The organism is Alkalibacterium sp. f15 (assembly GCF_049389645.1).
GTDB lineage: Bacteria > Bacillota > Bacilli > Lactobacillales > Carnobacteriaceae_A > Alkalibacterium.
This window is the reverse complement of sequence record NZ_CP186540.1, coordinates 68,259-93,889: the sequence shown is the minus strand read 5'-3', so window position 1 is coordinate 93,889 and position 25,631 is coordinate 68,259. Positions and strand designations below refer to the sequence as shown.

Here is a 25,631-nt window from a genome sequence, read left to right as displayed (position 1 = left end):
AACTTGGAGAAGACAGCGGATTTTATCTTGTGGTTATCTAAAGAAGAACAAGAAGAGAAGATGGAAAACCTTTGGATGCACTCCGAAAGCGGATTGAGTTACAAGAAATGGAAAGAGAAAAATTACAAAGATAGCTCCAGCGCAAGTCAGAAACGTAAGAAAATAGATAAGAATAAAGAACAAAAAGCGTTAGAAAACGCAAGCTTGGTATTAGGTAAAGCTATTGGTAAAGGTGGTGGCAATGATTAATGTTTGAACTCTTTAAAATAATGGGAACGGTCGGCATGGACAGCAGCGATGCAAACAGCGAGTTAGAATCGACTGAAGGAAAAGCAAGAGAAACAAGCAAGTCTATAGGCGAACGTATGCAGGAAGGTTTAGGCAAGGCAGAGAAAGCCATAGGCACGGTTGGAAAAGGCATGAGCACATGGGTAACTGGTCCGATAGTCGGAGCCGCCGCTGGTATTTTTGGGCTGATGACTAAAACTGGCGATTATGCTGACAGAGTACTTGACTTAAGAGATATTACTGGTCTATCTACCGATTCGATTCAAGAATGGGCTTACGTTGCCGATATAGCGGGCGTGAGCGGAGAGGCTGTCACGACGGCTGTAACCGGGTTAATTAAACGATTACCTCAACTGGAAGCAGAAGGCGGAAAAGCCACAGAAGGAATGGAAAAGTTAGGTATTAGTTACGACGAACTGAACAAACTTTCTCCTGATGAACAAGTTGACTTGCTTATGAATTCTTTAGCAGAGATAGAAGACCCAATTGAACGAAACGTCATCGGTTCTCAATTGTTCGGTGGTGCTTGGCAAGACCTAGCTCCTATATTAGGAATGGGCGCTGATGAAATAGCGAATACGAGAGACGAAGCTCACGAACTAAATACAGTCATGAGCGAAGAAGGCCTCCAGGACGCTAACGCATTCAGACAAGAAATGGAACGGCTAAAGAACGAGTTCGGCGGAGCGTTCAGAGAAATATCGAATAACTTTCTGCCTATATTCAGGGACCAACTGTTACCCGTTCTACGTGATCATGTTATTCCGGCAGTTGGAAGATTTGCAGATAAAATCTCAGACGTCATTACATGGTTCACCAGTTTGGACGGATCCGCACAACAAAACATTTTGAAATGGATAGGTATATTGGCAGCGATTGGTCCAGTGCTGTTGATTGTCGCTAAAGTGATCGGAGTGCTCAAGTTATTAGTGGGTGCATTCTTATTCCTAGTCAGTCCAGTTGGGACCGTCATAGCAATCATAGCGCTTTTAATAGGCATTGGCGTCATGCTTTGGAAGAACTGGGATACAGTTGTTGAAAAATCCACGCAGATGCACTTAGCTGTGCAAGCGGCCGTTCAAAAAATGGTGCAGGCAGTTGTTGACTTTTTCGTTGACTTAGACAGACGTTTAAGAGAAATTGTGCAAAAAATGAAACAAGCGGTCATTGATGCGTTTTGGGAGTTCGATGCCAAGGCCAGAGAAACTGTACAGAAAATGGTCCAATCAGTCGTCAACTTTTTTGTCGAGTTAGACCGAAAATTAAGAGAAACTGTACAAAAAATGAAAGACGCAGTTATTAAATCGTTTTGGGATTTTGATACAAAAGTTAGAAAGTCAGTACAAGGAATGAAGGATGCCGTAATAAAAGCATTCTGGGATTTTGATACTAAAGTTAGAAAAACAGTTCAAGGAATGAAAGATGCGGTTGTTGGTTTCTTTGTTGAGTTATGGCAAAAATCAGTCTCAAAAGTAAAAGAGTTAGTATCTGGCGTCATTAGCAATGCCCAAAAGATGAAAAACGATTTTGTTAGCAAAGTGACTGAAATAAAAAACGGCGTCCTGTCCAAATTTAACGAGATCAAAACCGGCATAGTAAGCAAAATTCAAGAAACGGTTTCAAACGTCAAAAGTAAATTTGGTGAAGTCTACGACAACATCATGAAACCGGTAAATCGTGCACGCGATGCAGTTAAAACGGCCATAGATAAAATAAAAGGCTTCTTTAACTTTAAGTGGAAGTTACCTAAAATTAAGATGCCTAAATTCAGCGTGTCCGGTTCTGCTAATCCGATAAATTGGATTAAAGAAGGCGTGCCTAAGTTGAAAGTCGACTGGTTCGCTCAAGGTGGTATCTTAGAAAAAGCCACAGCGTTCGGAATGAACGGCAATAGCGTACAAGTCGGCGGAGAAGCTGGAAGAGAAGCAGTATTACCTCTGAACGCAAGCAATCTAGCAGGTATAGGCGCCGGTATTGCACAAGCCAGTGGATTTGACTTACACGATATCAAACAGATGCTACAAGGCATTCTGAATGAAATTAGAAGCGTTGGCGACAGACCGGTTATTGTCAATGTCGAACTAGACGGTCGAGTCATTGCACGAGTAACACGGGATCCAATGGATAAAGAATTAGAAAACAAAGCAAATCTGAAGAAGCGGGGGAGATAACGTGTTTCAAGTTTATTTTGATGAACAAGCATCATTTGATGATTGGGGAATTACTGCCGCTTCTTATGTATTGAGAGAACCAGAACCTAAAACGATTTACATTGATTTACCCGCGGGTGATGGACAGCTCGATTTAACAGAGGCTCTGACTAAAGAAGTGAAGTATCACCCAAGAGAGTTAGAAGTTCAGTTCTACATTAAGCCTGATCACCCGCACAAAGAACTAGCTATCAACAGCATTCGTTCCTTTTTACATGGACGTGTCCGAACGGTCAGGTATGAAAAAGAACCTGAGTATTACGTGACAGGGCGTTTCGACGTTTCTATAGAACCTGATGGCGTGTTAGACGTTGTTACGATAACCGGGCAGTGTCATCCGTGGAAATATAAACACGAAGTAACAGAGCATCAATTCAATACGATGGACAGCTTGAGTATGGAAGTTCATCTATGGAACAGCCGTAAAGCAGTCATTCCGACGTTTATTACAGATAAAGAGTTAACCGTTCGGTTTAATAACCTCTCTCGAACAATGAGCGCGGGAGAGCATCGGTTTACCAGTATATATTTCAATGAAGGCATTAACGATTTAACGCTAGAAGCAGCAGCGAACACATCTATAAAAATAAGGTATCAAGAGGGGTGGATTTGATGTATTCAGTTCATTGCGATGGAGAGCTGCTATTTCATCCAGAAGTTGAAGAGTTGAACATCATAGACCCTGTCTTATCCTTAGAGACAAACACGACGTTAGGCTTTGACTTCACCATTTATCCGTCACATGCGATGTACAACAGGATTGACCGGTTGAAGTCTATCATCGAAGTTTATCAAGATGGTTATTTATGGTTTAGAGGACGCGTTTTAGATGATGAGACAGACTTTTATAACGCTAAGAAAATCGTTTGCGAGGGCGAATTGGCTTACTTCAACGATTCCGTCATCCGACCCTTTAGTTATTCCGGAGACGTTGATGGATTCGTTCAGCTGATCATCGATGAACATAACAGCCAGGTTGACGATTGGAAGCAATTCACACTAGGGAACGTAACGGTTGAAGACCCTAACAACTATATCGTGCGCTCAAGCATCAACACCTTGAAAACTTGGGAAGTGATCACGAATCGTTTGCTGGACCTTATGGGTGGTTACCTGATCGTTAGACGTGAAAACAATGTTAACTACATCGATTATTTAGAAGACTCGCCTTACAAATCGGAACAACCGATTAAACTAGGCGAAAATCTACTTGATCTAACCAAAACCATTAAAGGTGCCGACATCATAACCGCTTTGATTCCGTATGGTACAAAGCTTGAAAGCGAAGATGAAGAAGCTGAAAACAGATTGACCATAGCATCCGTTAATGATGGGGTGGATTACGTTTACGACGTAGAAGCGGTCAGCAAATACGGTTGGATTTACGATACTGAAACGTGGGATGACATAACGATCGGTGAGAACTTAATGCAAAGAGCTAGAAGCGAATTAGCGAAACGTATTAATTTAGCTGTTTCGCTCGATTTGAATGCGATAGATTTGTCTATGACGGATAACGAAATTGATAAGATACGCTTTTTCGAATATGTGGAAACGGACAGCCCGGTGCATTTGCTCGAAGGAATGATGCTTGTAACTAAGATGCAGATCCATTTAACTGACCCTTCTAAGAACACGTTAACGCTAGGTATCAACTATGAAACGTTCTCTGAACGGCAAAATAACACAGAGAAGGTCATTCGGGAAATAAACGAAGACAGAGAAATTACGGAAAAAGAACTTAAAGACATTATTAATAACCAAATAACCCTTCTTACTTCTAGCATCACTCAGACAGCCGAGTCTATCAAGCAAGAAGTCGAAGAAACATATGTATCAATCAACGCTTTTGAAACGTTGCAAACGGAAACGTCAACAGGATTCGAACAGACGAAAGAGGCGTTTGACTTCACTTTTACAGAATTGACTACAACGATAAACGATGTCGATGACAATGCGCGAGCTGAATTCAATTTGATAGAAAGTTATATCCGTTTTGTTGATGGGAATATCATTTTAGGAGAAGTTAACAACGATTTGATTACCCGATTCGAAAGTGACAAATGGGCAATGTCTAGGAATAGTGAAGATGTCATGTGGCTGGAAGAGGATACCATCAATATTAAAAAGGCTAACTTTTTCGAGAAAGCACAATTCGGTAACTTTGGTTTTGTCCCTCGAGCTAACGGGTCGTTAGACTTCAAAAGGGTGGTGGATTAGATGGCTAGCGGAATAATACCAGGTAGCTTTAGCGGAACAAGTACAAATAACGTTCAACCTGTGCTTGAGTGGTCTTCAAAAGCGGCCGCACCACCTAACAACTATTCAGACGTTACCGTTTCATTGGTTTTTCTTAGAAAGAACACCTCTTGGGGTTCATGGAACGCGAACGGGCACAGTGTAGCATTCACTATAAACGGAAACAAAATTACACAGAGCAGAACATTCGACATCCGGGGAAAGTCCAGAGAAGTCGTTTGGACACGTACTCTTAAAGTTGATCATAACTCTGACGGTAAGAAATCAATTGCGATAAGCGCATCCTCAAGCAGCACGGGAACCAGCTTAGGGAGCTACAGCTTCAGTGGTACGGCTACATTGGACACGATACCACGAGCGAGTACCCTTAAGTCGGTCGGCAACTTTTCCATAAAGGATGGCCAAACAAACGCGTTCTCATTGAGCTTAGAAAGAGAATCGTCTTCTTTTACACACAATATAACCTTAAGAGTAAACGGCACAGATATTCAATCGTGGAACGGGCAAAACTTGCCGACCAGTTTAACTCTAAGCATCGAATCGTCTAACCAAATACTTAACATCTTAAGAAACACCACATCTATGACGGCTCAGTTGCGTGTGCAAACAAGAAACGGAAGCACAAACATTGGCGGCATATTAACTCGAGACGCAACAGTTAGCGTGCACTCGAGCCTAATACCGGTAATCAGTAGCATATCGGTATCGGAAGACGTCAGCGACATCTCTAGTAATTTAGGTGTCTACGTACAATACCAGTCAAAGCTTAAAATGTCGGTAGCGACATCGGCTAGTTATGGGGCGCGTGACGGTAGCGTTGAAATGAAAGTCAATGGCCAGACGTTCAACGCTAAAACAGGCACAACGGCTACGTTAAAAACAAGCGGAACGAATACCATTTCAGTTAAATACACGAACACGCGCGGTCAGACGGTTTCAGGCAGTACAACCGTTACTGTGTATCAATATTCCAATCCACAACCTAGAATAACCGACGCTTACCGTTCGAATGCGAATGGTGAAAGAAACGACGATGGCGAATACGGAACTGTCGAATATGCCATCGCTATCAGCAGTTTGAACGGATCTAATAGCAAAGGGTATCAAGTGCGCTACAAACGCACAGAAGAAGCCGATTTCGTAGAAGAAACTCTTTCTAGCGGTAACGGGAGTTATACGTTCCCGGCGGATGTAGATTACGCGTATGACATTCAAGTCGTTGCCAGTGATCACTTTTCGAGCATTCCGGCATACACCAGCATTCTTTCAACTTTCAGTTTAATCAACTTTGCTTCGAGCGGATTAGGTATGGCCTTTGGCGGGACGTATGACGAAAACGTTGGTGGCACTTTACAAGTCGATAGGCACAATCTGCCTAAAGTGATATTTCAGCATTCAGCTAATGGCGGAACGTTTAACATACCTATACCCGAACGAGGAATATATCTCGTAGTGGTGTCGCCGTCGGTAAGCACCCTCACTTCTCAAGTTGCAATTGTCAACCAATGGTATGAATCTCAAATGTCAAGAACTACTCTAAACGCCAGCACAGCAACAGGCATTAGTATTACTGCTGGCGAAGGAGCAATCACACTATCATATTCAGCATGGTTCACCATGAGTGTCATCAAATTAGGAAATTAAAAGGAGTGAGTAAATGTTTAAAGAGCCAATATTTGAGGTCTTCCTAAAAAGCACAGGGACAAGAAGGAAGTTGACAATACCAACCGTTTTTACAAACGATAGAAGATCAGTCAAGTTACATTTTAAAATCATGGACATGCAAGCTGATGAGCTAGTTGGTAAAAGCGCGTATGTATTGCTATACATGAAAGACGGGTCGTTTTACCAAACAGAGAACATCCAAGCGGATGAAACGTTATACACGTACATCTTAACAAGTAACCAGGGCCAGCACAGCGGGGTTGCTAAAACTCAGTTAGTCGTTACTGATAATGACAAAGAAATCGCATCTGAAAAATTTGAATTTAACGTAGAAACAGGGTTGGACAGCGTCGTAGCAACAGAAGTCATGATCCATGACTGGACAACGTTAACAAGAGAAGCGGGCGAATTCATTGCAGAGATGAAAACGAACGAATCACAGCGTCAAACCGATTTCGATAATACTCAAACAAGTAGGCAGTCAACTTTTAACGCTAACGAGTCTACCCGTCAATCCACTTTTAATACAAATGAACAGGCGCGTCAGACGAACGAGGACGTCCGGGTTGATAACGAAGAGACCAGAGGGTTATCCGAAAGTGAACGGATCAGCAATGAAGAGAGTCGTGTCATCGAAGAAGGGACCAGGGCGCAACAAGAACAGTCACGAATGGAAGCAGAAGCTACTCGCAGTGAGTTCTACACAGGATTCGATGGAAAACTAGAAGCCACTCAACTTCAAACAGTCAAGACAGAGAAGAAAACCACCGACCTAGAAAAACGGGTCTCCAACGTCAACGTCAATCAAGAAGCCACCCAAACGGTTTCCACAAACGCTAAGATAGCCAGTCTTCCCGTGAACACAGGAAATGGCGCTTTGGACGCTACCCTTAAGGGGTTTACAGCTACTCAGCTGATTAAGAATGGTGACTTTAGTGATGGGTTGACAGGGTGGGCAGGATATTTAGAGGTAAGCGACGTAAGTGTAACCAATGGTATTCTTAAGTTTATATCTTTAAACATTTCAGGTGGTGTAGGTCAATATATTAGTGGAAATACTATCTTAAATAATAAGTATTACATTAGCGCAGGTGTAAGAAAAGACAGCACAGTAATATCTGCCACTATTCAAGTAGGTCTATTAACCGCAGGACATGGTGCAATAACAAACGCAGTACCATTAACCACAAACATGAGCAGAGTATCAACAATTATAACAAGTACTTTGGCTCATGAACGTGTCATTATTGGTCGCATAGCTACTGATGGTGGTTATATATATGCTGATGACATCCAACTAATCAACCTCACTCAAAGCTTTGGCGCAGGCAATGAGCCTACTAAAGAAGTGTGTGACATCATCTTTGACACCTACTTCAACGGCACTAAGTCTTTCACACCTGGACGGGTCAAGAGTGTTGAGAAGAACTTGATTGATATAGCTAAATACACAAGGATTAGGAGTAACCATGGGAGTTTTTCTGATGGAAAGCTCACACTTACGTACCCAACATCTGGAACTATTGCTTCCATTGTTGACTACTCCGGTAAAGATAATAGCGGAGGTATGCTGCTGACGGGAAATACCACTTACTTTTTAACAGCTAAAGGTGCAGGACAGCTCAGAGCTAAGCATTTACCCACAAATCAGGTTTGGATGAGTTTGACAGATAAGCTTGAGTTTAAAACAACACCAATTGGCGGCACATACGTATTTGAAGTATGGGGTAAAAACCAACCAGTAACTGTTGTATCTGACCTCCAACTAGAACATGGAACAACCGCCACCCCATATGAGCCTTACACAGAAACGCTCAAATACATCGAGCCTGTCAAACTCAACCGTTTACCTAACGGGGTAGCTGATGAGATTACCGCCAATGGGGACTTTGTGCAGAGGGTTGGGGAGTATACGTTGGTTGCTAGTGATATTTACGTTTTAGAACCACGTACAAATGTAGACAGAGTAAGAGTTTCAAACAGCGTACTTGGCAATTTAGATATTTCTGGAGCTACTTTTAATGTTAACGAAGACCCCTTTAAAATGCTTACAAACAGAACGTCTCCAAAAGGGTATACTGCATTTGATTCAGTAGAAAACATATGGCAGCATTGGTTTGAACCGACTTTGTTCAACATCTCATTCCCTAAAGGAATTTACGTAACTCTAGCATCAGCCCAAGCAAACCTAGCAGGCACTAAAATCTACTACCAACTAGCTACACCAATAATCCACCCTAACGTCACAAGTGGTCACCTGATTTCTCAACCTAAAGGCACTGTCTACTTTGAGCAGTTCCAAGCCAACGCAGGGATGTACGCTAATGGCGTGGCAATCACCAACACCGAGCACCCTATCAAAGCATTAGAACGCTTATCCGTAGTGGACTGGATGACAGGTGAGGAACGTGATTTAGACGTATCAAAAGCTATCCTCACAGACACAGCAGTCAAACACCCAGAGTTAGTAGATGGAGATTTAGTGTTCTTCACCTATGAGTTCCTTTCAACTGGACCTAATGGAGCTAAGACCCTCTCTTTCTATGATTCCCGTTACACCATCAAAGACAGTGTGACAGGCGCCTTCTTCAAGTGGAAAATAACGGTTGCCAACGGTGTACCTAAAATAGAAGTGGGGGTGGCATAATGAATGAAATCTTGATAAACAGTATTGCTCAGAGAATCAGCTTAGGCATGATGACCATGGAACAAGTACCACCTGTATATAGGGAAGCGGTGCAGGAACGTCTGGATGTTACAGAAGTGGTTAGTGATCTAAACGAACCAGAAGAAGCGGGAAAAGAAGAATAACCGAAGAACCCAAATGTGAGGCAATTATAAATTGACTATCTTTATAATTATCATTTGTTATAATAAAAATAAAGGGGTTATTTCAAATGATAGATTACAATAAAGAATGTAGTGTGCTTTTCTTTTTTTTAGATAAACAAGGTCAACTTCTAAAGTTTAATTATCAAAGACCGCAACATGTTGACGACAACACTTTAAATATCGAAGCAGAATACAATGCCCAGGACATGATAAAAAAAGAACTACATGGAGCTAAAGAACTTATAGCAATTGGAATAGCTAGAAGTGAAAAACAGCATGATGAGATGTTAGAAGAAATTCATAAAGGATAAAATATTAATATAAACTGAAATAGAAAATTTTTTATTATAACAAGAGCTGCTCATTGAGTGGCTCTTTTAATTTACACAGAAAGGAACCATGCTGAGTAGTGAAAAGTAGTGTCTTCTTATCTTCGTTTTGATATAGTTTAAGTAACGAAGATGGAGGGATATTATGTCAAGTACAGAATATATAGACCAAGTTAATAGGTTAATAAATTTACAAAATAATTATTTAACTATTTTTTTAGGCGTTCTAGCAGTTGTTATTGGTTTTTTTGGGGTTATACAGTGGAAACTTTCAGATAAGCAAATTGAAAGAATCAAAAACGAAGTTGAACTTAAAATAACTGAAAAGTATAAAAAAGAGATAGAAGACTCCTTTCAACAAAGTCACAAAATAATTATAGAATCTCAGAGGGTAGCAGTTTTCACTTCTATTGAATTAATAACGATAACTGATATTAGACTAAAAGGAATACCTAATAAAGTTGCGAATTTATTGAGTACTTTACCAACATTAGAAAATATCTATTCAGAAGAAGCTAGTATACTTTTAGAAACATTAAAGTATTTACTAAAATATAAAGATAAAGTATTGATAGAAGATGAGAAACTAGGAAATTTATTAGGTATAGAGGGGTTGGTAATGTTTATCGAACAAAGGGCCCCAATACTATTTTTAGAGGAAAATAAGTCAATTTTATACCGGTATAAAATTGAGATAATGCAATTAATAGCAGAACATAATTCGATTAATGAAGAGTAGTCCAAATGGGCTACTCTTTAATTCTATCCAGGAAAGGAGACAACCATTGAGTTTAGACATATTATTTGGAAATGTTCAGAGTTTTGCCGCGTTCGTGCTGGCAGTAACCACAATCGGAGGCTCCTTAATGTGGGTTTACCAAAAAACAATCGGCAAAGCAAAGGAGAAACGTATGGAGGAAGAAAGTAAATTGCTTCGAGAAAAAATGGATGAAAGCAATAAACCTTTAATAGAAACATTAAATCGATTAAATAAGTCTATGGATGAGCGTATACGACATGATGACAAATTAGATGACATCGCTGATCAAAACATTGAGTTATTAAAGAAACATAACGATCGGCTAGATGATCACCACGAGCGCTTGGTCGTTCTAGAAGTAAAGAATGATATACGACAAATTAGATATATAGATAGTAGAGAGAGGGTTAAATAATGAAACAAATCAACTGGAAAGTAAGACTTAAAAACAAAAGATTTTTAATGGAGATGGGAGCTTTGATTTTGACTTTATCAGTCAGAATCTTGGCTCTTTTTAATATCAATGTATTACCAGGGATTGAAGAAGAGTTACTTGAAGTCTTGTTAATGGTTTTAACGGTTATGGCTGGTGTGGGAATTATTGAAGATCATACGACTGAAGGGTTAGCTGATAGTAAGCAAGCTTTAGAGTATGACAGACCAAGAGAGGATGAAAAATAATGGAATATATTGACAGACGAAATATAGCCCTTGGAGGTCAACGTAACCAACGAACGATAGAAAGCATCTTTAATATCGGCATTCACTACACAGCTGTACTAGGATTCATTACAGGTCACGAGAACTTCTGGCGTACTGTTCGATTATGGGGAACTGGTGGATATGTCTGGTACATTGACCGAGACGGTAAAATTTACCGAAACTATAATTATGAACGAATTACTCATGGCGCAACTGGATGGAATGCCACAACAGTTCATGTATCTGTTGAAGCACGTAACAAAAATGACTATACGCCTGCTCAGATGGATGCCCTGGAAGAAGTTATAAAAGATATTTTAAATGTTTGTCCAAATACATCTCCTGATCGTATTTTTGGACATTACGAAATGACACCAACGACTGCATGCCCTGGTTGGAATAAAGCGGAACTCAACGATTTGAGAAGAAGGGTTAAAACAAATCAGCCTTTAAGAGGTATGGTGACTAAGACAACAATAATCCAAGTAGTCAGTAAAACGGTGGCTGAGATCGCTCAGGAAGTTATCAATGGCTTGTGGGGTAATGGCGCTGAACGTATGCGAGCTTTGAGTGAAGCAGGGCACGACGCTCAACTTATTCAGCAACATATCAATGATTTGCTTAAACCTGGTACTAAAGAAGAAGTGAAACCTCTTAATGTCATCGCTCAAGAAGTGTTAGATGGCAAATGGGGTAACGGGTTAGAACGATCAGAAAGTCTTAAGAAGGCTGGATATAATCCGGCAGCTGTCCAGTTAAGAGTAAATGAATTGGCAGCTCCACCTAAACCACAACTGAAAGAATTAGATGTCATAGCTAGAGAAGTGATTGAAGGGAAGTGGGGAAGTGGCCAGTATAGATTTGACCGATTGAATAAAGCTGGATATAGTTCTCAGCAAGTGCAGCAGCGCGTCAATCAAATAGTTGCCGGTCAAAGACCTCAGACTAAATCAATTGAAGTGTTAGCTCAAGAAGTAATAGATGGCAAACATGGAAGTGGAGATGCTAGACGTAAATCTTTAGGATCCCTTTACACTCCCGTTCAAAATCTAGTAAATCAGATGCTGAGAGCGACACCACAAGCCTCCCAAAAGAAGAGCATTGAACAGATGGCACGAGAAGTGATTGCTGCTAAGCATGGTAACGGTCATGTTAATCGCAGAAAATCATTAGGAATTAGCCAAGTGCAATACGAGCAAGTGAAAAAAAGAGTCAATCAATTAGCTAGATAAAGTTAAAGCCCTCGCCTTAATTGGTGGGGGTTTTTTTTGAGATTTTTTTTAAGGTGTATGTTATGATAAAAGTAATAGAACACAGAAATGAGGAATTAGACATGAGTCAATCACAAATAATTTTTTCGGAAGATTTAGAAACTATTCAAAATGGCAAAAACAATATTTTGAAAGTCATAAATCCTATTTTACAATTAAACATTCCTTTTTTACCCACTTCTTATTCTTTTGCTTTAGTGGCTATAACCGATGATGTTAACTTTAACGAACCTCATAGTATTGAAGTTATACTTAAGGATCCATCTTCTAATGTATTATACAGCAGCGGAATACAACAAGTACCACCACTTCCTAATACAGATAATTTAAACTTCAATTTGGTTTTGAAAAACACCGTTTTAAAAAGCGAAGGGGAATACATTGCTTATTTAATAATAGACGAAATTGAGGTACATAAACAAATCTTGAATATCAAAGTTAAATGAATGAGAGGTGGTGAAATTTGTGACTAGTATAAGTTTATTACCTTCTGAAATGTATTCAAATCCCACAATAACTTCTCGAAATATAGAAAATAAGGATAAAAACATTTCAAAAACCGTATTAAAGGATACCTCAACAACAATAATGAATATTACCCTTAAAGAGTTTAAGAATAATGAAACATATAAAATTTTTAAGGCATCGGATATAGCTATTGAGTGGGAAGGAAAAGAAGCCAATTACTTCCAAAGAGAATCAATAGTTAAAAACTATGTGACTAATTATTACAGCGATGAAATTCTTCACGACTTTCTCCACCAACATCTCCAGAAGGAGGATATTATGAATTTAGAAATAGATGGCTCAATTAGGAAATTCGAAAGTTTCGCGTTACGTCTTGGATTTATATTGTCATTTATATTTTTAATATTATCTTTACCAATATTTATAGGATTTCCATCTTTGGTAGGGGTTATTATGAGTCTAGGAATATTTATATTCATTAAATTAAGACAATGGGAAAGAGGGAGTTAAGATATGGGTAGTCCTAATGTAAAAGACGTGCTTGACTCCAAATCTGCGGTAGAGGCTGTAAAATCTTTAAAACCATCTTCAGTATTTTTAGCTTTGATGGTATTTATTCCCCCTTTTTTAATTAGGTTTCTATTTAATGATGTATCAGGATATGAAATTATGGTTTGGATATGGTTTGCTTGTTCAATAATGAGTTTTGTAATAGGATCAATTGCATATTATAAAGACGTAAATTCAGAGTATAAGAAAAGAATGTTGACGTCTGTTGAAGTGTAAGATAAAGCATAGCAGAACGTAAAGAGCAGACTAATAATCTACTCTTTTTTTATTGTCCTTCCAACCGTTCAAACTTCTTCAAAAACCCCGTATCACGCTCAAAATGCCCCTCATATAATTCTTTCGTATCCATATCAACCATTAATATCCAGTCAGTCGTTTCGTCAACCTTCTTCAACGATGCCCAAACTAAAGAAAATTTAAAACCGTCTATCTCCAAAATATCCTCTAAGAACCTAGATCCCATCATTATCACCTCATCCACATTATACGAACGTTTGTTTTGAATAACAAGAGAAGGATGGAAAAAAAGAGCAGAATCTAATCTGCTCTTTTACTCGAGTGGACCCAGGAAACTTTCCAAAACAGATCTCTCACTGAATGTTTCAAATGCCGCTTTTATTTTATTGATTTTTAAAATAGCTTCTTCAGCATTCTTGAAAGTAAAAAGGTTAACATCGTCCCTGATACGAACCATCACTTTGTTATTCTTAATGCTTGCGGTAATGATTATTCCATGTACTTCTTTATGTAATACTTCTCTCCAATCGTCCATGTAACACCTCCCGAATAATAGTATACGCTTTCAAGCGGAAGGATTCCATTAGATTTTTATAATGAAATGACTTATAGCTTTCCTACATTTTGCCATCGGCGCGTAAAATAAAGTATCATCTAATACGGTTCAATATAAACTAGTTGCAGTTTAAAATTCTAATAAAACCTTGATTTAACAACGTTATCTACGTTAGTCTAATCTAGTATTATTTAACAATATGATGCAGTAGTACAAGAAGCCTTTATGGCTGTTCTTAACCTGGATGAAGATTAAACGTTATTAAACCAACAGTATCATTTTTAAACAAATTAAATTGCCTGCCATCCGACTTCAATGTTAGATGGCAGGCAATTTTTGTTATTTATTGAAGATGTTCTTGGAAACGTCTACCGTTTTTTCCTCGCATTTTAAGTGAGAGGAGAATACGTATATTTTGTTGTTCCGATTCGGGCAGGCCAATTCGTTCTTGAAAATTTTTAATTTAATTTAATGAGTTTTTAAATAAAAGGACAATAGTATATGTGAGAGGAAATCAATACCACCTCTATAGGGAATTAGTTGCAGGGCTGGTGTTATTATTTAGAGAATAGGAGGATGTAGAGATATGGATATATTATAATTTGAGAACGGTTTTAATACATACTTTGATTTTCAATAATAAGAGGAGAATACAAGATCGAATAAATTTCACGAAACTTTAGCAGCACAGGAATTACTATACTATGTAAAGGAAGAAATCCTATGAAAAATGATTGGTTTATAGAATTTGTACTCAAACATATAAGAGAACATGGTCCAGAGAGGGAAGTTGTGGTTATATATGAAGACGATAATGGAAAAATTGAAGACTATCAAATTAATTGGTTTTATTCATCAATGGAAGATTTGTACTTAACATATGGTAAAAAAATCAAAACAATGAAGTTGAAAGATTTATTAAATGAACTAGTTTTGTAAGCGTTAGTGTTGTATTTAATCAAGGTTATAGGCGACTTCATTTGTTGTTCTACAATTTTCCATCGTCTATAACTTATCAATATATTTTAAGGCAATACGCTCAAGTATATCGCTTGAGCAATTGTGCAAATCCAAGAAAGCTTCATGGCTGTTTTGAACTTGGATGACGAATGATACAAGAAGAAAAAAATAATTGAGAGACAATAGTTCTTGCTGAGTCAGATTTTTATCTGAATTTTAAGCAGGGCTATTGCCTTTTTTCTGTTCTATGAGTCTATTACTCTTAATAGTCAAAATCAGAGACGATCTGTGCTATAATAAAAGGGAAAAACTAAGAAAGTAGGGATTACAAATAAATGGATAGTGATAATATAAACAGTATAATAATACTGTTGATTTTAGTGTTTTTATCGGGTTATTTTTCTTCTTCTGAAACAGCATTTACATCAGCTAATCGAATCAGATTGAAAAATGAAGCTGAAAAAGGGGATAAACGTTCTGGTAAAACGATGAAGTTAGTAGAAAATTTTGATGCTGTTTTATCTACCATTTTGATAGGTAACAACATTGTAAATATAGCCAGTACTGCCATTGCAACATTATTATTTGTAAGATGGTTTCCGGTTTATGGACCAACAATTGCAACGCTTGTAATGACGATCATCGTATTGATTTTTGGTGAGATCACACCTAAAACTCTTGCTAAAGAAAATCCTGAAGTTTTTGCCAAGGCTTCAACACCATATATTCATTTTTTAATGATTGTATTTAAACCGTTTTTATGGCTTCTTAGAAAATGGAAGATTTTATTGGGCAGAGTTTTTAATTTTGGCGATGAAGATATTATTAGTGAAGATGAATTACTATCTATTGTAGAAGAAGCTGAAAGTGGCGGAAGTATTGAGGATTATGAAAGTCAGTTAGTGAAAGCCGCAATTGAATTTGATGATTTAGAAGTGTCCTCTATCCTGACACCACGAGTTGATGTCGTGAGTTGTGAAATAGATGTAACAGACGAAGAAATAGAAGAGCTGTTTACAGAACATAATTACTCGCGGTTGATCGTTTATGATGAATCGATCGATAACGTTGTAGGGGTTCTCCACGAAAAAGATTTTAACCGGTATCTACGCAAAAATCGTACCGCAGAACAACCGATATCTATACTTTCTGCGGTGAAAGAAGTCATTTTTGTTCCGCCGGTCATGAATTTATCTCGACTACTTAGATTGATGCAGCAAAGTAAAACACATATGGCTATTGTTGCAGATGAGCACGGGGGTACGATCGGTATTGCCACGATGGAAGATGTCCTTGAAGAACTTGTCGGAGAAATATGGGATGAATCTGATATCATCGATGAAGAAGTTGTCGAATTAATAGCGGGTAATCGTTATAAAGTTAAAGGAACGGCTAGTTTGGATAAAATATTTGAATTGTTTGGACTCGCAGGATTCGAAACCTATGTGTCAAATACGGTTAGTGGTTTTGTTATTGAAGAGTTAGGTCAATTTCCACAAGTTGATGATTCTTTCGAATATCATAATATGAAAGTTACTATTACCGCCGTTAGAAACAGACGTGTACTGGAAGTTCAGATAGATTATTTACCAAACGATTTGAAGGAAACGAAGAACACGAAGAATACTAAGTAATGGAGTGAAAGTATTAGGAATGTCTTTACTAACAAATACTAATATAGCAACAGAAGAAATGGCTGAACGCTTATTGGGTTGTCTACTGGTTAAAGAAGCAGATGGAGTCACTACTTCAGGATGGATAGTGGAAACGGAAGCTTATGTTGGGGTTTTAGATGAAGCCAGCCATAGTTATAACGGAAAAAACACACCTCGCATGAAAGCGATGTTTGAACAGGCGGGAACCATCTATATATATAAAATGCACACACACCAGTTATTAAATGTTGTCACAAGAGAACAAGGAGATCCTCAAGCCGTCCTCATACGGGCTATTGAACCGTTTGAAGGGGAAGACATAATGGGTGAGCGACGGCAGAAAAAGGGTGTTGACATTACGAATGGACCAGGGAAATTAACGAAGGCTATGGGAATTACAATGAAGGACTATGGCACATCCGTTCTAAAACCGTCGCTCTATATCGACACCAAGCATAAAAAAATACCTTTAACCGTTGAAAAATCTAAAAGAATTGGTATCCCAAATAAAGGGAAATGGACTGAATCTTTACTGCGCTTTACCGTTAGAGGAAACCCATATCTCTCTAGAAGAGAAGGGGAACTTTCGGTAGATAATGGATGGATCACTGTGTTAGACTAATATGAGGAGGGGTTTGTATGACGAATGACTTATCTGGTTATATAGACAACAAGCTTAAAGAGATGCTCCCAAACTTTAAATGGAAAATTGTTAAAGAGAGCAAAAAGAACCTAATTGAACTTTATATTATGTTTTATGTTAAACCGGAAGAATCTGTTCAAGTACAAGACATGCTTGGGAAAAACAACGAACCAGGCTTAGTTCAATTTGAAGATATTTTATGCTTTTATGATCCGGCTTATGCACATGTCAAACCACAAAATTATCTCGCATCTTTTTCTATGGATAGTCACATTGGCATTGAAAAAGGATATATTGATGCCATACTTAGAATGTTAAACTACACAACAAAAAAAGGTAAAGTAGAGTTGACCGAGTTCTTGAGTGATGATTTTGCTGATTCGTTTTCTTTGAGATGGAGTGATAGTAATTTGAACAATATGATTCAAACATTGAAAGAGACGGGACGTTATAGTGAAGAAAAAGTCCCGATGGCCCTAGATGATGAAAAATCATTTTTAGAAAAATTGAAAAAGGATGAAGCAAATGGCGGAGTGGAAAGAGTTTAGTGTAGCAATCAACAATGAGGCTGCAGAAGCTGTAACGTCCATCTTTACGGAACTGGGTTCATCAGGTGTTTCTATCAGCGATCGTAATGATTTTCTACATCTGCCGATATACGGAACAGATACGCTATGGGAATTAAATGAAGAAGATTTTCCAGAAGATGGAGTGATCATCAAAGGTTACTTCACCGAAAATGATGACTTGGATGCTATACAAGAACAATTAGCCGACAGAGTAAAAGAACTGGAGGATTTCGGGATAGAAATCACGCATCTTGATATCCAGGTAAATGATGTTAAGGAAGAAGAATGGTCAACTGCCTGGAAGAAATATTATTATCCAGTGAATGTGACCCGCTTTTTAACTATTGTGCCTCAATGGGAAACGTATACGAAAAACTTTGCTGACGAACGTATCATCTATTTAGATCCAGGCATGGCTTTTGGAACGGGTACCCATCCGACAACGCAACTATGCATTCAGGCGTTAGAAACAACGCTCTACCCCAAGGCAACAGTATTTGATGTGGGTACGGGTTCAGGTGTCCTTTCAATAGCGAGTGCCTTGTACGGTGCTGGAGAAATCAGAGCCTATGATCTGGACGAAATAGCCGTGACGTCAGCTCGAGATAATATAAAACTGAATCAGCTAGAAAATGATATTGCTGTTAAGGCAAACAATCTATTAACGGATGTCGACGACAAAGCTGATATCATTGTCGCCAATATTTTAACTGAAATCATCTTACCGTTTATTCCAGATGCGTATCGTCATTTAAAAGATAATGGGCTTTTTATCACATCGGGAATTATATTAGAAAAAAAGGATGAGGTAATTCAAGCATTAAAAAAGCAAGGATTTGAGATAATACAAATCAATCAAATGAAAGATTGGATCGCCATCATCGCAAAAAAATGAAAAAGGAAGAGTGATTAAAATGGAAAAATTAGAAAAATATATTGATCATACATTGTTAAAACCGGAAGCTACAGATTCGGATGTACAAAAAGTTTGTTTGGATGCAATGAAATATAACTTTAAATCAGTATGCATCAACCCGGGTTGGGTCAAATACACTGCTGATTTGTTAAAAGGTTCAGGTGTAGAAACATGTACAGTTATTGGATTCCCTTTAGGGGCTAATACATCAAAAGTTAAAGCCTTTGAAGCAGAACAAGCTGTTAAAGAGGGTGCAACTGAAGTCGATATGGTCATCAATATTGGAGCATTAAAAAGCGAAGACTTCGCTTTAGTCTATGATGACATCAAAGCAGTTGTGAGAGCTGTTAATGGAAAAGCGCTAGTTAAAGTTATTATTGAAGCTTGCTTATTAAATGAACATGAAAAAGTAAGAGCCTGTGAAGCGGCTAAAAGAGCCGGTGCTGATTTTGTGAAAACATCTACTGGTTTCTCAACAGGCGGGGCAACACTTGATGATGTAAAATTAATGCGCAAAACTGTTGGCAAAAAAATAGGCGTTAAAGCTTCAGGTGGCGTCCGTACGATTGAAGATGCAAATGCAATGATAGAAGCTGGCGCAACGCGTATTGGTACATCTAATGGTGTAGCAATCGTTGAAGGAAACGAAGCCACAGAAGCATACTGATCAAGTGCACATCAAGATATCTTGAAGTAATCATAAAAAAGCATTATAATTAATAAGAAGAAGTTACCAGCACTCCAATCAGTGCTGGTTTTCTTATCATAAAAGGTCTATTATATACTATGATAACGTCTAAGAATGAAGGTGATGCCCATGCCACAAAATAAAGATTATACACCACAAGAAGTGATTGCGCTTTGTCTGACTTATATGAGTAGCGAACATGTTGGATTTGTAAAGAAAGCCTATGATCTGGCTGACGAGGCCCATAAAGGTCAGATGAGAAAATCTGGAGAAGAATACATCATGCATCCTGTGCAGGTCGCTGGGATTCTAGCAGAGTTGAAAATGGATCCCGTAACTGTCGCGACGGGTTTTTTACATGATGTAATAGAAGACACTGACTACACGTATGCTCAATTAGCTGAGATATTTACTCCGGAAGTTGCAGATCTAGTCGATGGTGTTACCAAATTAGGTAAAATCAAATTCAGGTCAAAAAAAGAACATCAGGCAGAAAATCATCGTAAAATGCTTCTAGCTATGGCTCAAGATGTGCGCGTCATCCTTGTCAAACTTGCTGATAGAGTGCATAACATGCGCACGCTCAAACACCATCGTCCTGAGAAACAACGGGAGATTGCCAAAGAAACATTAGATATCTATGCACCTTTAGCGGATCGTTTGGGTATTAACCGCATGAAGTGGGAATTAGAGGATACATCATTAAGATACCTGAACCCGCAGCAATACTACCGTATCGTGCATCTCATGAATTCTAGAAGAGAAGATCGGGAGAATTACATTGAAGATGCTAAAACAGCTATAGAAGCATCAGTTAAGGAACTGGAAATTGAGGCGCAAATAACAGGAAGACCGAAACATATTTATTCGATATATAAAAAGATGAAAAGTCAGAAAAAACAATTCAGTGAAATTTATGACCTGTTAGCGATCCGAATTATTGTTGGTTCCATCAAAGACTGTTATGCAGTCTTAGGTGCTATTCATACGAGATGGAAACCCATGCCAGGACGCTTTAAAGATTATATCGCTATGCCTAAAGCAAACATGTATCAGTCGCTGCATACCACAGTACTGGGACCGAACGCAACGCCCCTTGAAGTGCAGATCAGAACCATGGAAATGCATGAAATCGCTGAATATGGTGTGGCGGCTCACTGGGCTTATAAAGAAGGCATCAGTAAAAAAATCGATAACGATGAATTAAGTGAACACATTTCCTGGTTCCGAGATATTCTGGAACTGCAAAGTGAATCTAGCGATGCGAGTGACTTTATGGATTCGATCAAACAAGATATTTTCAAAGATAAAGTCTACGTGTTCAGCCCTCAGGGAGACGTTATGGAATTGCCTAGCGGATCCAGTACGTTGGATTTTGCTTACCATGTGCATACTGAAGTAGGCAACAAATCAATGGGAGCGAAAGTGAACGGTAAAATCGTTCCACTTAATTATAAACTCAAAACTGGTGACATCGTTGAAATGTTAACTTCTGCCAACTCATTCGGACCGAGCAGAGATTGGTTGAATTATGTAAACACATCAAAAGCAAAAAACAAAATCAAGCGTTTCTTTAAAACACAAGAAAAAGAAAAAAGTATTGAACGTGGAAAAGATATCCTTGAAAAATTACTGATTGAAATGGACTTTAATCCAAAAGATATTTTGAAAAAAGAAAAAATGAAAAAAGCAGCTGATCGATTTAATTTTCAAAATATCGAAGATTTGTATGCTGGGATTGGATATGGGGAAGTTAAGAGTGCGACTGTCGCAAATCGACTAACCGAGAAAGAACGTAACGAACGAGAAAAAGAAACATATAAATTTGACGAGTCTACACATACCATTGAATTGAAAACTAAAAAAGAACCTGAAAAAATGAGGATAAAGCACGAAGGTGGCGTCGTTATTCAAGGCGCAGATAATCTGCTTATTCGTGTAAGTAAGTGCTGTAACCCAGTACCAGGGGATGAAATCATCGGTTATGTTACCCGCGGACGAGGTGTCTCGATTCACAGAAAAGACTGTCCGAATCTCCGCACCTCAGATGATAACGAAAATCGTTTGATCGACGTGGAATGGGAATCGACTGACGCTAATACAAACAAAGACTATAATGCTGAATTACAAATAGAAGGCTATGACCGGAGTGGCTTTTTAAATGAAATTCTACAAGTGATCAATTCTCAGACCAATAAACTGAGTAATGTCAATGGACGTGTGGATAAAAATGGAACGGCTACAATAAAAGTCACTATTGCTATTCAAAATCTCAAAGAATTAGAACAAATCGTTGATAAAGTTAAAACTGTTCCAGACGTCTATTCAGTGAAACGCATAACGACTTAATATTTAAAGGTTTTAGGAGGATTTTCGTGAGAGCAGTCATACAACGTGCGAAAGAAGCGAATGTAAGAGTCGAAAATGAAATCGTTGGAGAAATAAACCGCGGATTAGTTGTTTTCATTGGTGTGGAAGACGATGATGGAGAAGAAGATATCAATTACCTTGTGCGCAAAATAAGTAATCTGCGCATATTTGAAGATGAAGAAGATAAAATGAATTTATCAGTTAAAGACGTCGACGGGGCTATCTTATCTATTTCACAATTCACTCTGCATGCTGACACTAAAAAGGGTAACCGTCCGAGTTTCGTGGCAGCTGCAAAGCCGGATTACGCAGATAAGGTATACAATCAGTTTAATGAATTATTATCTGAGCAAGGCCTTCGTGTAGAAACTGGAGAATTTGGGAAACATATGGAAATCGATTTTATCAATGATGGTCCAGTGACCATACTCATTGATTCGAAAAACAAATAGGAAAAAGGGTCATCACGAAAAAAATTCGTGATGACCCTTTTTTGATTGATATAATGTCAATGCGGTGAATAATAGTCATTTAAAGCTTGAAATACAGCGTCAGCAACGGATGCCTGATAAGCATGAGTATTAACGACGGTAATATCGTGATCATTGTTAAGATAACCTAGTTCTAACAGTATGGAAGGCTGAGCATTTCGATTTAACACAAAGTAGTTACCGTGCCTCACGCCATTATTGTTTAGATTTACATCTTTAGCAAGATAATGATTGACTGTTTCTGCTAAGGCTTTTTCGTTTTCTGAATAATAGTAGGTCGTCGTTCCTGACATGGAGTTTGCTACTTCTATTGCATCGTAATGCAAACTCACAAAAGCGTCAGCATTAGCTCTGTGTGCATAATAGACGCGGTCGTTTAAAGTAATATGTGTATCGGTATCGCGGGTCAAGATAACATTTGCACCTGCATTTTTCAGGCGATCAGCAAGCAAAAGCGCGGTGCTCAGCGTGATTTCTTTTTCAGTGAAGCCGCTCACGGCAACAGCACCTGGATCATAACCTCCGTGACCCGGATCGATGACGATGGTTGCCTCTGCCAATGATGTCGCATAATGAGAAGGTTCAGTACTTAATGCTATTTCTTCTGCACTAACCGATTCTGTTGTAATGGTTTCGGCAATCCAACTAGCTACGAAACCTTTTGTACCATCAGAAAGTTCTATTTGATACCATTCATTTTCTTCACGGAGCACTTCGAATTCTTCGGCAGTTATTAGTGTAGTTACGATTTCAGCATCAGTTGTGGGTCGCAGTCGAATGTTAGCGGGTGTGCCCCCGACACTGATTTTTAATGAAGTTGTTGAATCCGATGAATCAGTTGAATCAGTTGAATCAGTTGAATCAGTTAGAGTTGCGCTCTCAGCAGGTTGATCTAAAACATCGATCAAATCAGAATGCAACCAGGCTACACGTTGATTAAAGAGGATTTGAACCCATTCATTTTCTCTATATAAGATAGGGAACTCTTCACCGCGTTTAACCGTACCTAAAACATCGGAGTTTGTTGTTGAAAATTGTCTGACATTTACTTCAGAGGATGTGACGCGTCCAAAAAGTTGATTTTCCAGTGAGACTTCTTCATTTTCCACTAACCAGCTTGCGATCCAACCGATTTGATTTGAATCTAGACGAACTTTATACCACTCATTTTCTTCTCCCAATATATTAAGTTGATCTTCTTCCTGGACTTGTGTGAGGATCTCATGTGAAAGACCCGGTCCGTATCTAACGTTTAATGTCGATGCCAGCACGGTTACTTTGTTTTCATTAGCCAAAACTATCATCGATGTCAAGAGGAGAGTGAACAAGAAAATGATCGTGAGCATGAAAAATGAGCGACTATTTTTTTTATGTAAATAAGTTTGATACATTATTATCTCCCCTTGATTTATGGCTTGTCCTTATTATACCGAGAGAGACAGTTTTTTAGCAATAGTAAAGATATATTTTTCCAACATTTTGGGCATTTTCAAGGAATTTACTATGTTGATGGACGGAAACTTTGATAATAGACTTGAAAAAGATGTGTATTGACATCTGGTAGCTACTCTTGTAAACTTATAAGAAGCGAATAGAATAGAATAGTGATCCTGATGTTAGATAAAGTAATTAATGGGTGTTTTATTAAAGAGAAAACCTTCCGGGCTGAAAAAGGTTTACAACGACATTAATGAATGACAATCTAAAAGGAATGATAAGGAAACTTATCACGTGTGAGCGTTAAATCTAAGAGTGAGAGTGAAAACTTTCTAAAATAAGGTGGCACCACGTTATAAGTACGTCCTTTTTCTATGTTAGACATAGAGGAGGGTCTTTTTTTATGGACAAAAATAGTTTTATTTATTACATTTGGAGGTTTAAAAGATGAATTACCAAAAATTAAAAGGCACCGTAGATATTTTGCCCGATGAATCCGAAAAATGGCAAGTTGTAGAACAACAGGCCAGAGCTATTTTGAGTAATTATCAATTCAAAGAAATAAGAACACCGTTATTTGAAAAGTTTGATTTGTTTGCTCGTGGTGTTGGCGAAACAAGCGATATTGTTTCCAAGGAAATGTACGATTTCAAGGACAAAGGAGATCGCCATATCGCCTTAAGACCTGAAGGGACAGCTGGTGTGGTCCGTGCCTATGTCGAAAATAAATTATATGCGCCCGAGTATCACAAACCGATGAAACTTTACTATATAGGCTCCATGTTTAGATATGAGCGTCCGCAAAGTGGCAGACAGCGTCAATTCAATCAGGTGGGTGTTGAAGTTTTTGGGAGCAAGAACCCTGCGGTAGATGTCGAAACGATGGCATTGGCTATGGATTTATTCAAGTCATTTGGTATTGAAGATTTGAAGCTTGTCATTAATTCACTGGGCGACGCTGAATCCAGATTGAAATATCGTGAAGCATTGATCGCTTATCTTGAACCACATTTTGATGAGTTAAGTAACGATTCAAAAGAACGTTTGTATAAGAATCCTCTCCGCGTGCTGGATAGTAAAGACAAGAAAGATAAAGTTTTGGTTGCAGACGCTCCTTCCGTGCTTGATTTCTTGAACGAAAAATCTAAACAGCATTTTGAAGCAGTCAAAGAAATGCTCGAAGACTTATCCATCCCTTATGAAATAGATAAAAACATGGTCAGAGGTTTAGATTACTACAACGACACGATATTTGAAGTTATGACGACGCATCCGAAATTTGGAGCCAATGCGACCATTTGTGCCGGGGGACGATATGACAGTCTGGTCGAAGAAGTGGGTGGACCGGAAACACCGGCATTCGGTTTCGGTTTTGGGATCGAGCGCCTGCTCATTCTTTTAGACTTCATGAACTACAACTATCCAAAAGTAAGTACGATCGATGCCTACGTGGTGACTATTGGAGAAAAAGTCAATAAGGCAGCAACTAAATTAACGCAGTACCTGCGTCAGAACAATTTGTCTGTCGAACGGGAATTTATGAACAGAAAACCCGGCAAACAGTTCAAAACAGCTGACAAGTGGGATGCTGAATTTGTCTTTACGATGGGCGAAGACGAATTAAATGAAAACAGAGTCACAATCAAAGCTCTTAAAAGTGGTCAACAAACGGATATCGATCTGGGTGAGTTATACAGTAACTTTGAAGCGACATTTAAAGAAGTAGAATCAAGACTAATGAAAAAGGGTGAATAA

General features: G+C 38.5%; 27 protein-coding genes. 24 read left to right on the top strand and 3 right to left on the bottom strand.

Annotated elements, in window-relative coordinates; genetic code table 11:
* Positions 1–3 precede the first annotated feature (3 nt).
* The 15 genes from ACO1PF_RS00480 to ACO1PF_RS00410 all read left to right on the top strand — a co-directional run bounded on the left by ACO1PF_RS00480 (position 4) and on the right by ACO1PF_RS00410 (position 13,570).
* A complete protein-coding gene (locus tag ACO1PF_RS00480) occupies positions 4–249 on the top strand; it encodes a peptide methionine sulfoxide reductase (protein WP_423189422.1) in 246 nt (81 codons plus the stop codon).
* Positions 249–2,459, top strand: a complete 2,211-nt coding sequence (locus ACO1PF_RS00475; protein ID WP_423189421.1) for a hypothetical protein — start codon at positions 249–251, stop codon at positions 2,457–2,459. Before ACO1PF_RS00480 ends, ACO1PF_RS00475 begins: the two co-directional genes overlap by 1 nt.
* A gap of 1 nt (position 2,460) precedes the next feature.
* Entirely contained in the window at positions 2,461–3,111 is a 651-nt protein-coding gene (locus ACO1PF_RS00470; RefSeq protein ID WP_423189420.1) for a hypothetical protein, read from the top strand.
* Positions 3,111–4,718 carry a phage tail protein gene (locus ACO1PF_RS00465; RefSeq protein WP_423190473.1) on the top strand — a complete coding sequence of 536 codons (1,608 nt, stop codon included), beginning with the start codon at positions 3,111–3,113 and terminating at the stop codon, positions 4,716–4,718. Before ACO1PF_RS00470 ends, ACO1PF_RS00465 begins: the two co-directional genes overlap by 1 nt.
* Positions 4,719–6,401 carry a hypothetical protein gene (locus tag ACO1PF_RS00460; protein ID WP_423189419.1) on the top strand — a complete coding sequence of 561 codons (1,683 nt, stop codon included), beginning with the start codon at positions 4,719–4,721 and terminating at the stop codon, positions 6,399–6,401. It begins immediately after the preceding gene.
* 13 nt (positions 6,402–6,414) lie between these two features.
* On the top strand, positions 6,415–9,069 hold the full coding sequence (locus ACO1PF_RS00455; protein ID WP_423189418.1) for a BppU family phage baseplate upper protein: 2,655 nt from the start codon (positions 6,415–6,417) through the stop codon (positions 9,067–9,069).
* Complete coding sequence (locus tag ACO1PF_RS00450) at positions 9,069–9,233, top strand: hypothetical protein (protein ID WP_423189417.1); 165 nt, start codon at positions 9,069–9,071, stop codon at positions 9,231–9,233. The genes ACO1PF_RS00455 and ACO1PF_RS00450 overlap by 1 nt, the downstream gene beginning before the upstream one ends.
* A gap of 86 nt (positions 9,234–9,319) precedes the next feature.
* Entirely contained in the window at positions 9,320–9,565 is a 246-nt protein-coding gene (locus tag ACO1PF_RS00445; protein ID WP_423189416.1) for a hypothetical protein, read from the top strand.
* A 163-nt stretch (positions 9,566–9,728) separates the two neighbouring features.
* Positions 9,729–10,322: a hypothetical protein gene (locus ACO1PF_RS00440; RefSeq protein WP_423189415.1), complete on the top strand. Its 594-nt coding sequence runs from the start codon at positions 9,729–9,731 to the stop codon at positions 10,320–10,322.
* Between the two features lie 46 nt (positions 10,323–10,368).
* Entirely contained in the window at positions 10,369–10,758 is a 390-nt protein-coding gene (locus ACO1PF_RS00435) for a hypothetical protein (RefSeq protein ID WP_423189414.1), read from the top strand.
* Positions 10,758–11,024 (top strand): phage holin, encoded by a 267-nt coding sequence (locus ACO1PF_RS00430; protein WP_423189413.1) that lies wholly within the window; start codon positions 10,758–10,760, stop codon positions 11,022–11,024. Before ACO1PF_RS00435 ends, ACO1PF_RS00430 begins: the two co-directional genes overlap by 1 nt.
* Positions 11,024–12,277, top strand: a complete 1,254-nt coding sequence (locus ACO1PF_RS00425) for an N-acetylmuramoyl-L-alanine amidase (RefSeq protein ID WP_423189412.1) — start codon at positions 11,024–11,026, stop codon at positions 12,275–12,277. Before ACO1PF_RS00430 ends, ACO1PF_RS00425 begins: the two co-directional genes overlap by 1 nt.
* A 62-nt stretch (positions 12,278–12,339) precedes the next feature.
* Complete coding sequence (locus ACO1PF_RS00420; RefSeq protein WP_423189411.1) at positions 12,340–12,762, top strand: DUF6941 family protein; 423 nt, start codon at positions 12,340–12,342, stop codon at positions 12,760–12,762.
* A gap of 19 nt (positions 12,763–12,781) precedes the next feature.
* Positions 12,782–13,294, top strand: a complete 513-nt coding sequence (locus tag ACO1PF_RS00415; protein WP_423189410.1) for a hypothetical protein — start codon at positions 12,782–12,784, stop codon at positions 13,292–13,294.
* 3 nt (positions 13,295–13,297) lie between these two features.
* Complete coding sequence (locus ACO1PF_RS00410; RefSeq protein WP_423189409.1) at positions 13,298–13,570, top strand: hypothetical protein; 273 nt, start codon at positions 13,298–13,300, stop codon at positions 13,568–13,570.
* A gap of 49 nt (positions 13,571–13,619) precedes the next feature.
* Here the strand turns inward: ACO1PF_RS00410 and ACO1PF_RS00405 are convergent, their stop codons facing one another.
* Together ACO1PF_RS00405 and ACO1PF_RS00400 are read right to left on the bottom strand one after the other, a co-directional pair.
* Positions 13,620–13,820 carry a hypothetical protein gene (locus tag ACO1PF_RS00405; protein WP_423189408.1) on the bottom strand — a complete coding sequence of 67 codons (201 nt, stop codon included), beginning with the start codon at positions 13,818–13,820 and terminating at the stop codon, positions 13,620–13,622.
* A gap of 84 nt (positions 13,821–13,904) precedes the next feature.
* Positions 13,905–14,126 carry a hypothetical protein gene (locus ACO1PF_RS00400; protein WP_423189407.1) on the bottom strand — a complete coding sequence of 74 codons (222 nt, stop codon included), beginning with the start codon at positions 14,124–14,126 and terminating at the stop codon, positions 13,905–13,907.
* Positions 14,127–14,870: 744 nt separating this feature from the next.
* Here ACO1PF_RS00400 and ACO1PF_RS00395 point away from each other — a divergent pair.
* From ACO1PF_RS00395 to dtd, 8 genes are all read left to right on the top strand, one after another.
* A complete protein-coding gene (locus ACO1PF_RS00395) occupies positions 14,871–15,086 on the top strand; it encodes a hypothetical protein (protein ID WP_423189406.1) in 216 nt (71 codons plus the stop codon).
* Between the two features lie 356 nt (positions 15,087–15,442).
* Entirely contained in the window at positions 15,443–16,741 is a 1,299-nt protein-coding gene (locus tag ACO1PF_RS00390; RefSeq protein ID WP_423189405.1) for an HlyC/CorC family transporter, read from the top strand.
* Positions 16,742–16,760: 19 nt separating this feature from the next.
* A complete protein-coding gene (locus ACO1PF_RS00385) occupies positions 16,761–17,384 on the top strand; it encodes a DNA-3-methyladenine glycosylase (RefSeq protein ID WP_423189404.1) in 624 nt (207 codons plus the stop codon).
* A gap of 17 nt (positions 17,385–17,401) precedes the next feature.
* A complete protein-coding gene (locus ACO1PF_RS00380) occupies positions 17,402–17,953 on the top strand; it encodes a DUF3013 family protein (RefSeq protein ID WP_423189403.1) in 552 nt (183 codons plus the stop codon).
* Complete coding sequence (prmA, locus tag ACO1PF_RS00375; protein WP_423189402.1) at positions 17,931–18,869, top strand: 50S ribosomal protein L11 methyltransferase; 939 nt, start codon at positions 17,931–17,933, stop codon at positions 18,867–18,869. The genes ACO1PF_RS00380 and prmA overlap by 23 nt, the downstream gene beginning before the upstream one ends.
* Positions 18,870–18,888: 19 nt before the next feature.
* Positions 18,889–19,557 (top strand): deoxyribose-phosphate aldolase, encoded by a 669-nt coding sequence (gene deoC, locus ACO1PF_RS00370; RefSeq protein ID WP_423189401.1) that lies wholly within the window; start codon positions 18,889–18,891, stop codon positions 19,555–19,557.
* A 150-nt stretch (positions 19,558–19,707) separates the two neighbouring features.
* Positions 19,708–21,927, top strand: coding sequence for a RelA/SpoT family protein (locus ACO1PF_RS00365; RefSeq protein ID WP_423189400.1), 2,220 nt, complete (start codon positions 19,708–19,710; stop codon positions 21,925–21,927).
* A gap of 26 nt (positions 21,928–21,953) precedes the next feature.
* Positions 21,954–22,400, top strand: coding sequence for a D-aminoacyl-tRNA deacylase (gene dtd, locus ACO1PF_RS00360; protein ID WP_423189399.1), 447 nt, complete (start codon positions 21,954–21,956; stop codon positions 22,398–22,400).
* A 56-nt stretch (positions 22,401–22,456) separates the two neighbouring features.
* On the opposite strand, the gene ACO1PF_RS00355 is transcribed toward dtd, so the two are convergent.
* Positions 22,457–23,830, bottom strand: a complete 1,374-nt coding sequence (locus ACO1PF_RS00355) for an N-acetylmuramoyl-L-alanine amidase (RefSeq protein ID WP_423189398.1) — start codon at positions 23,828–23,830, stop codon at positions 22,457–22,459.
* A gap of 493 nt (positions 23,831–24,323) precedes the next feature.
* On the opposite strand from ACO1PF_RS00355, the gene hisS reads away from it, so the two are divergent.
* Positions 24,324–25,631: a histidine--tRNA ligase gene (hisS, locus tag ACO1PF_RS00350; RefSeq protein ID WP_423189397.1), complete on the top strand. Its 1,308-nt coding sequence runs from the start codon at positions 24,324–24,326 to the stop codon at positions 25,629–25,631.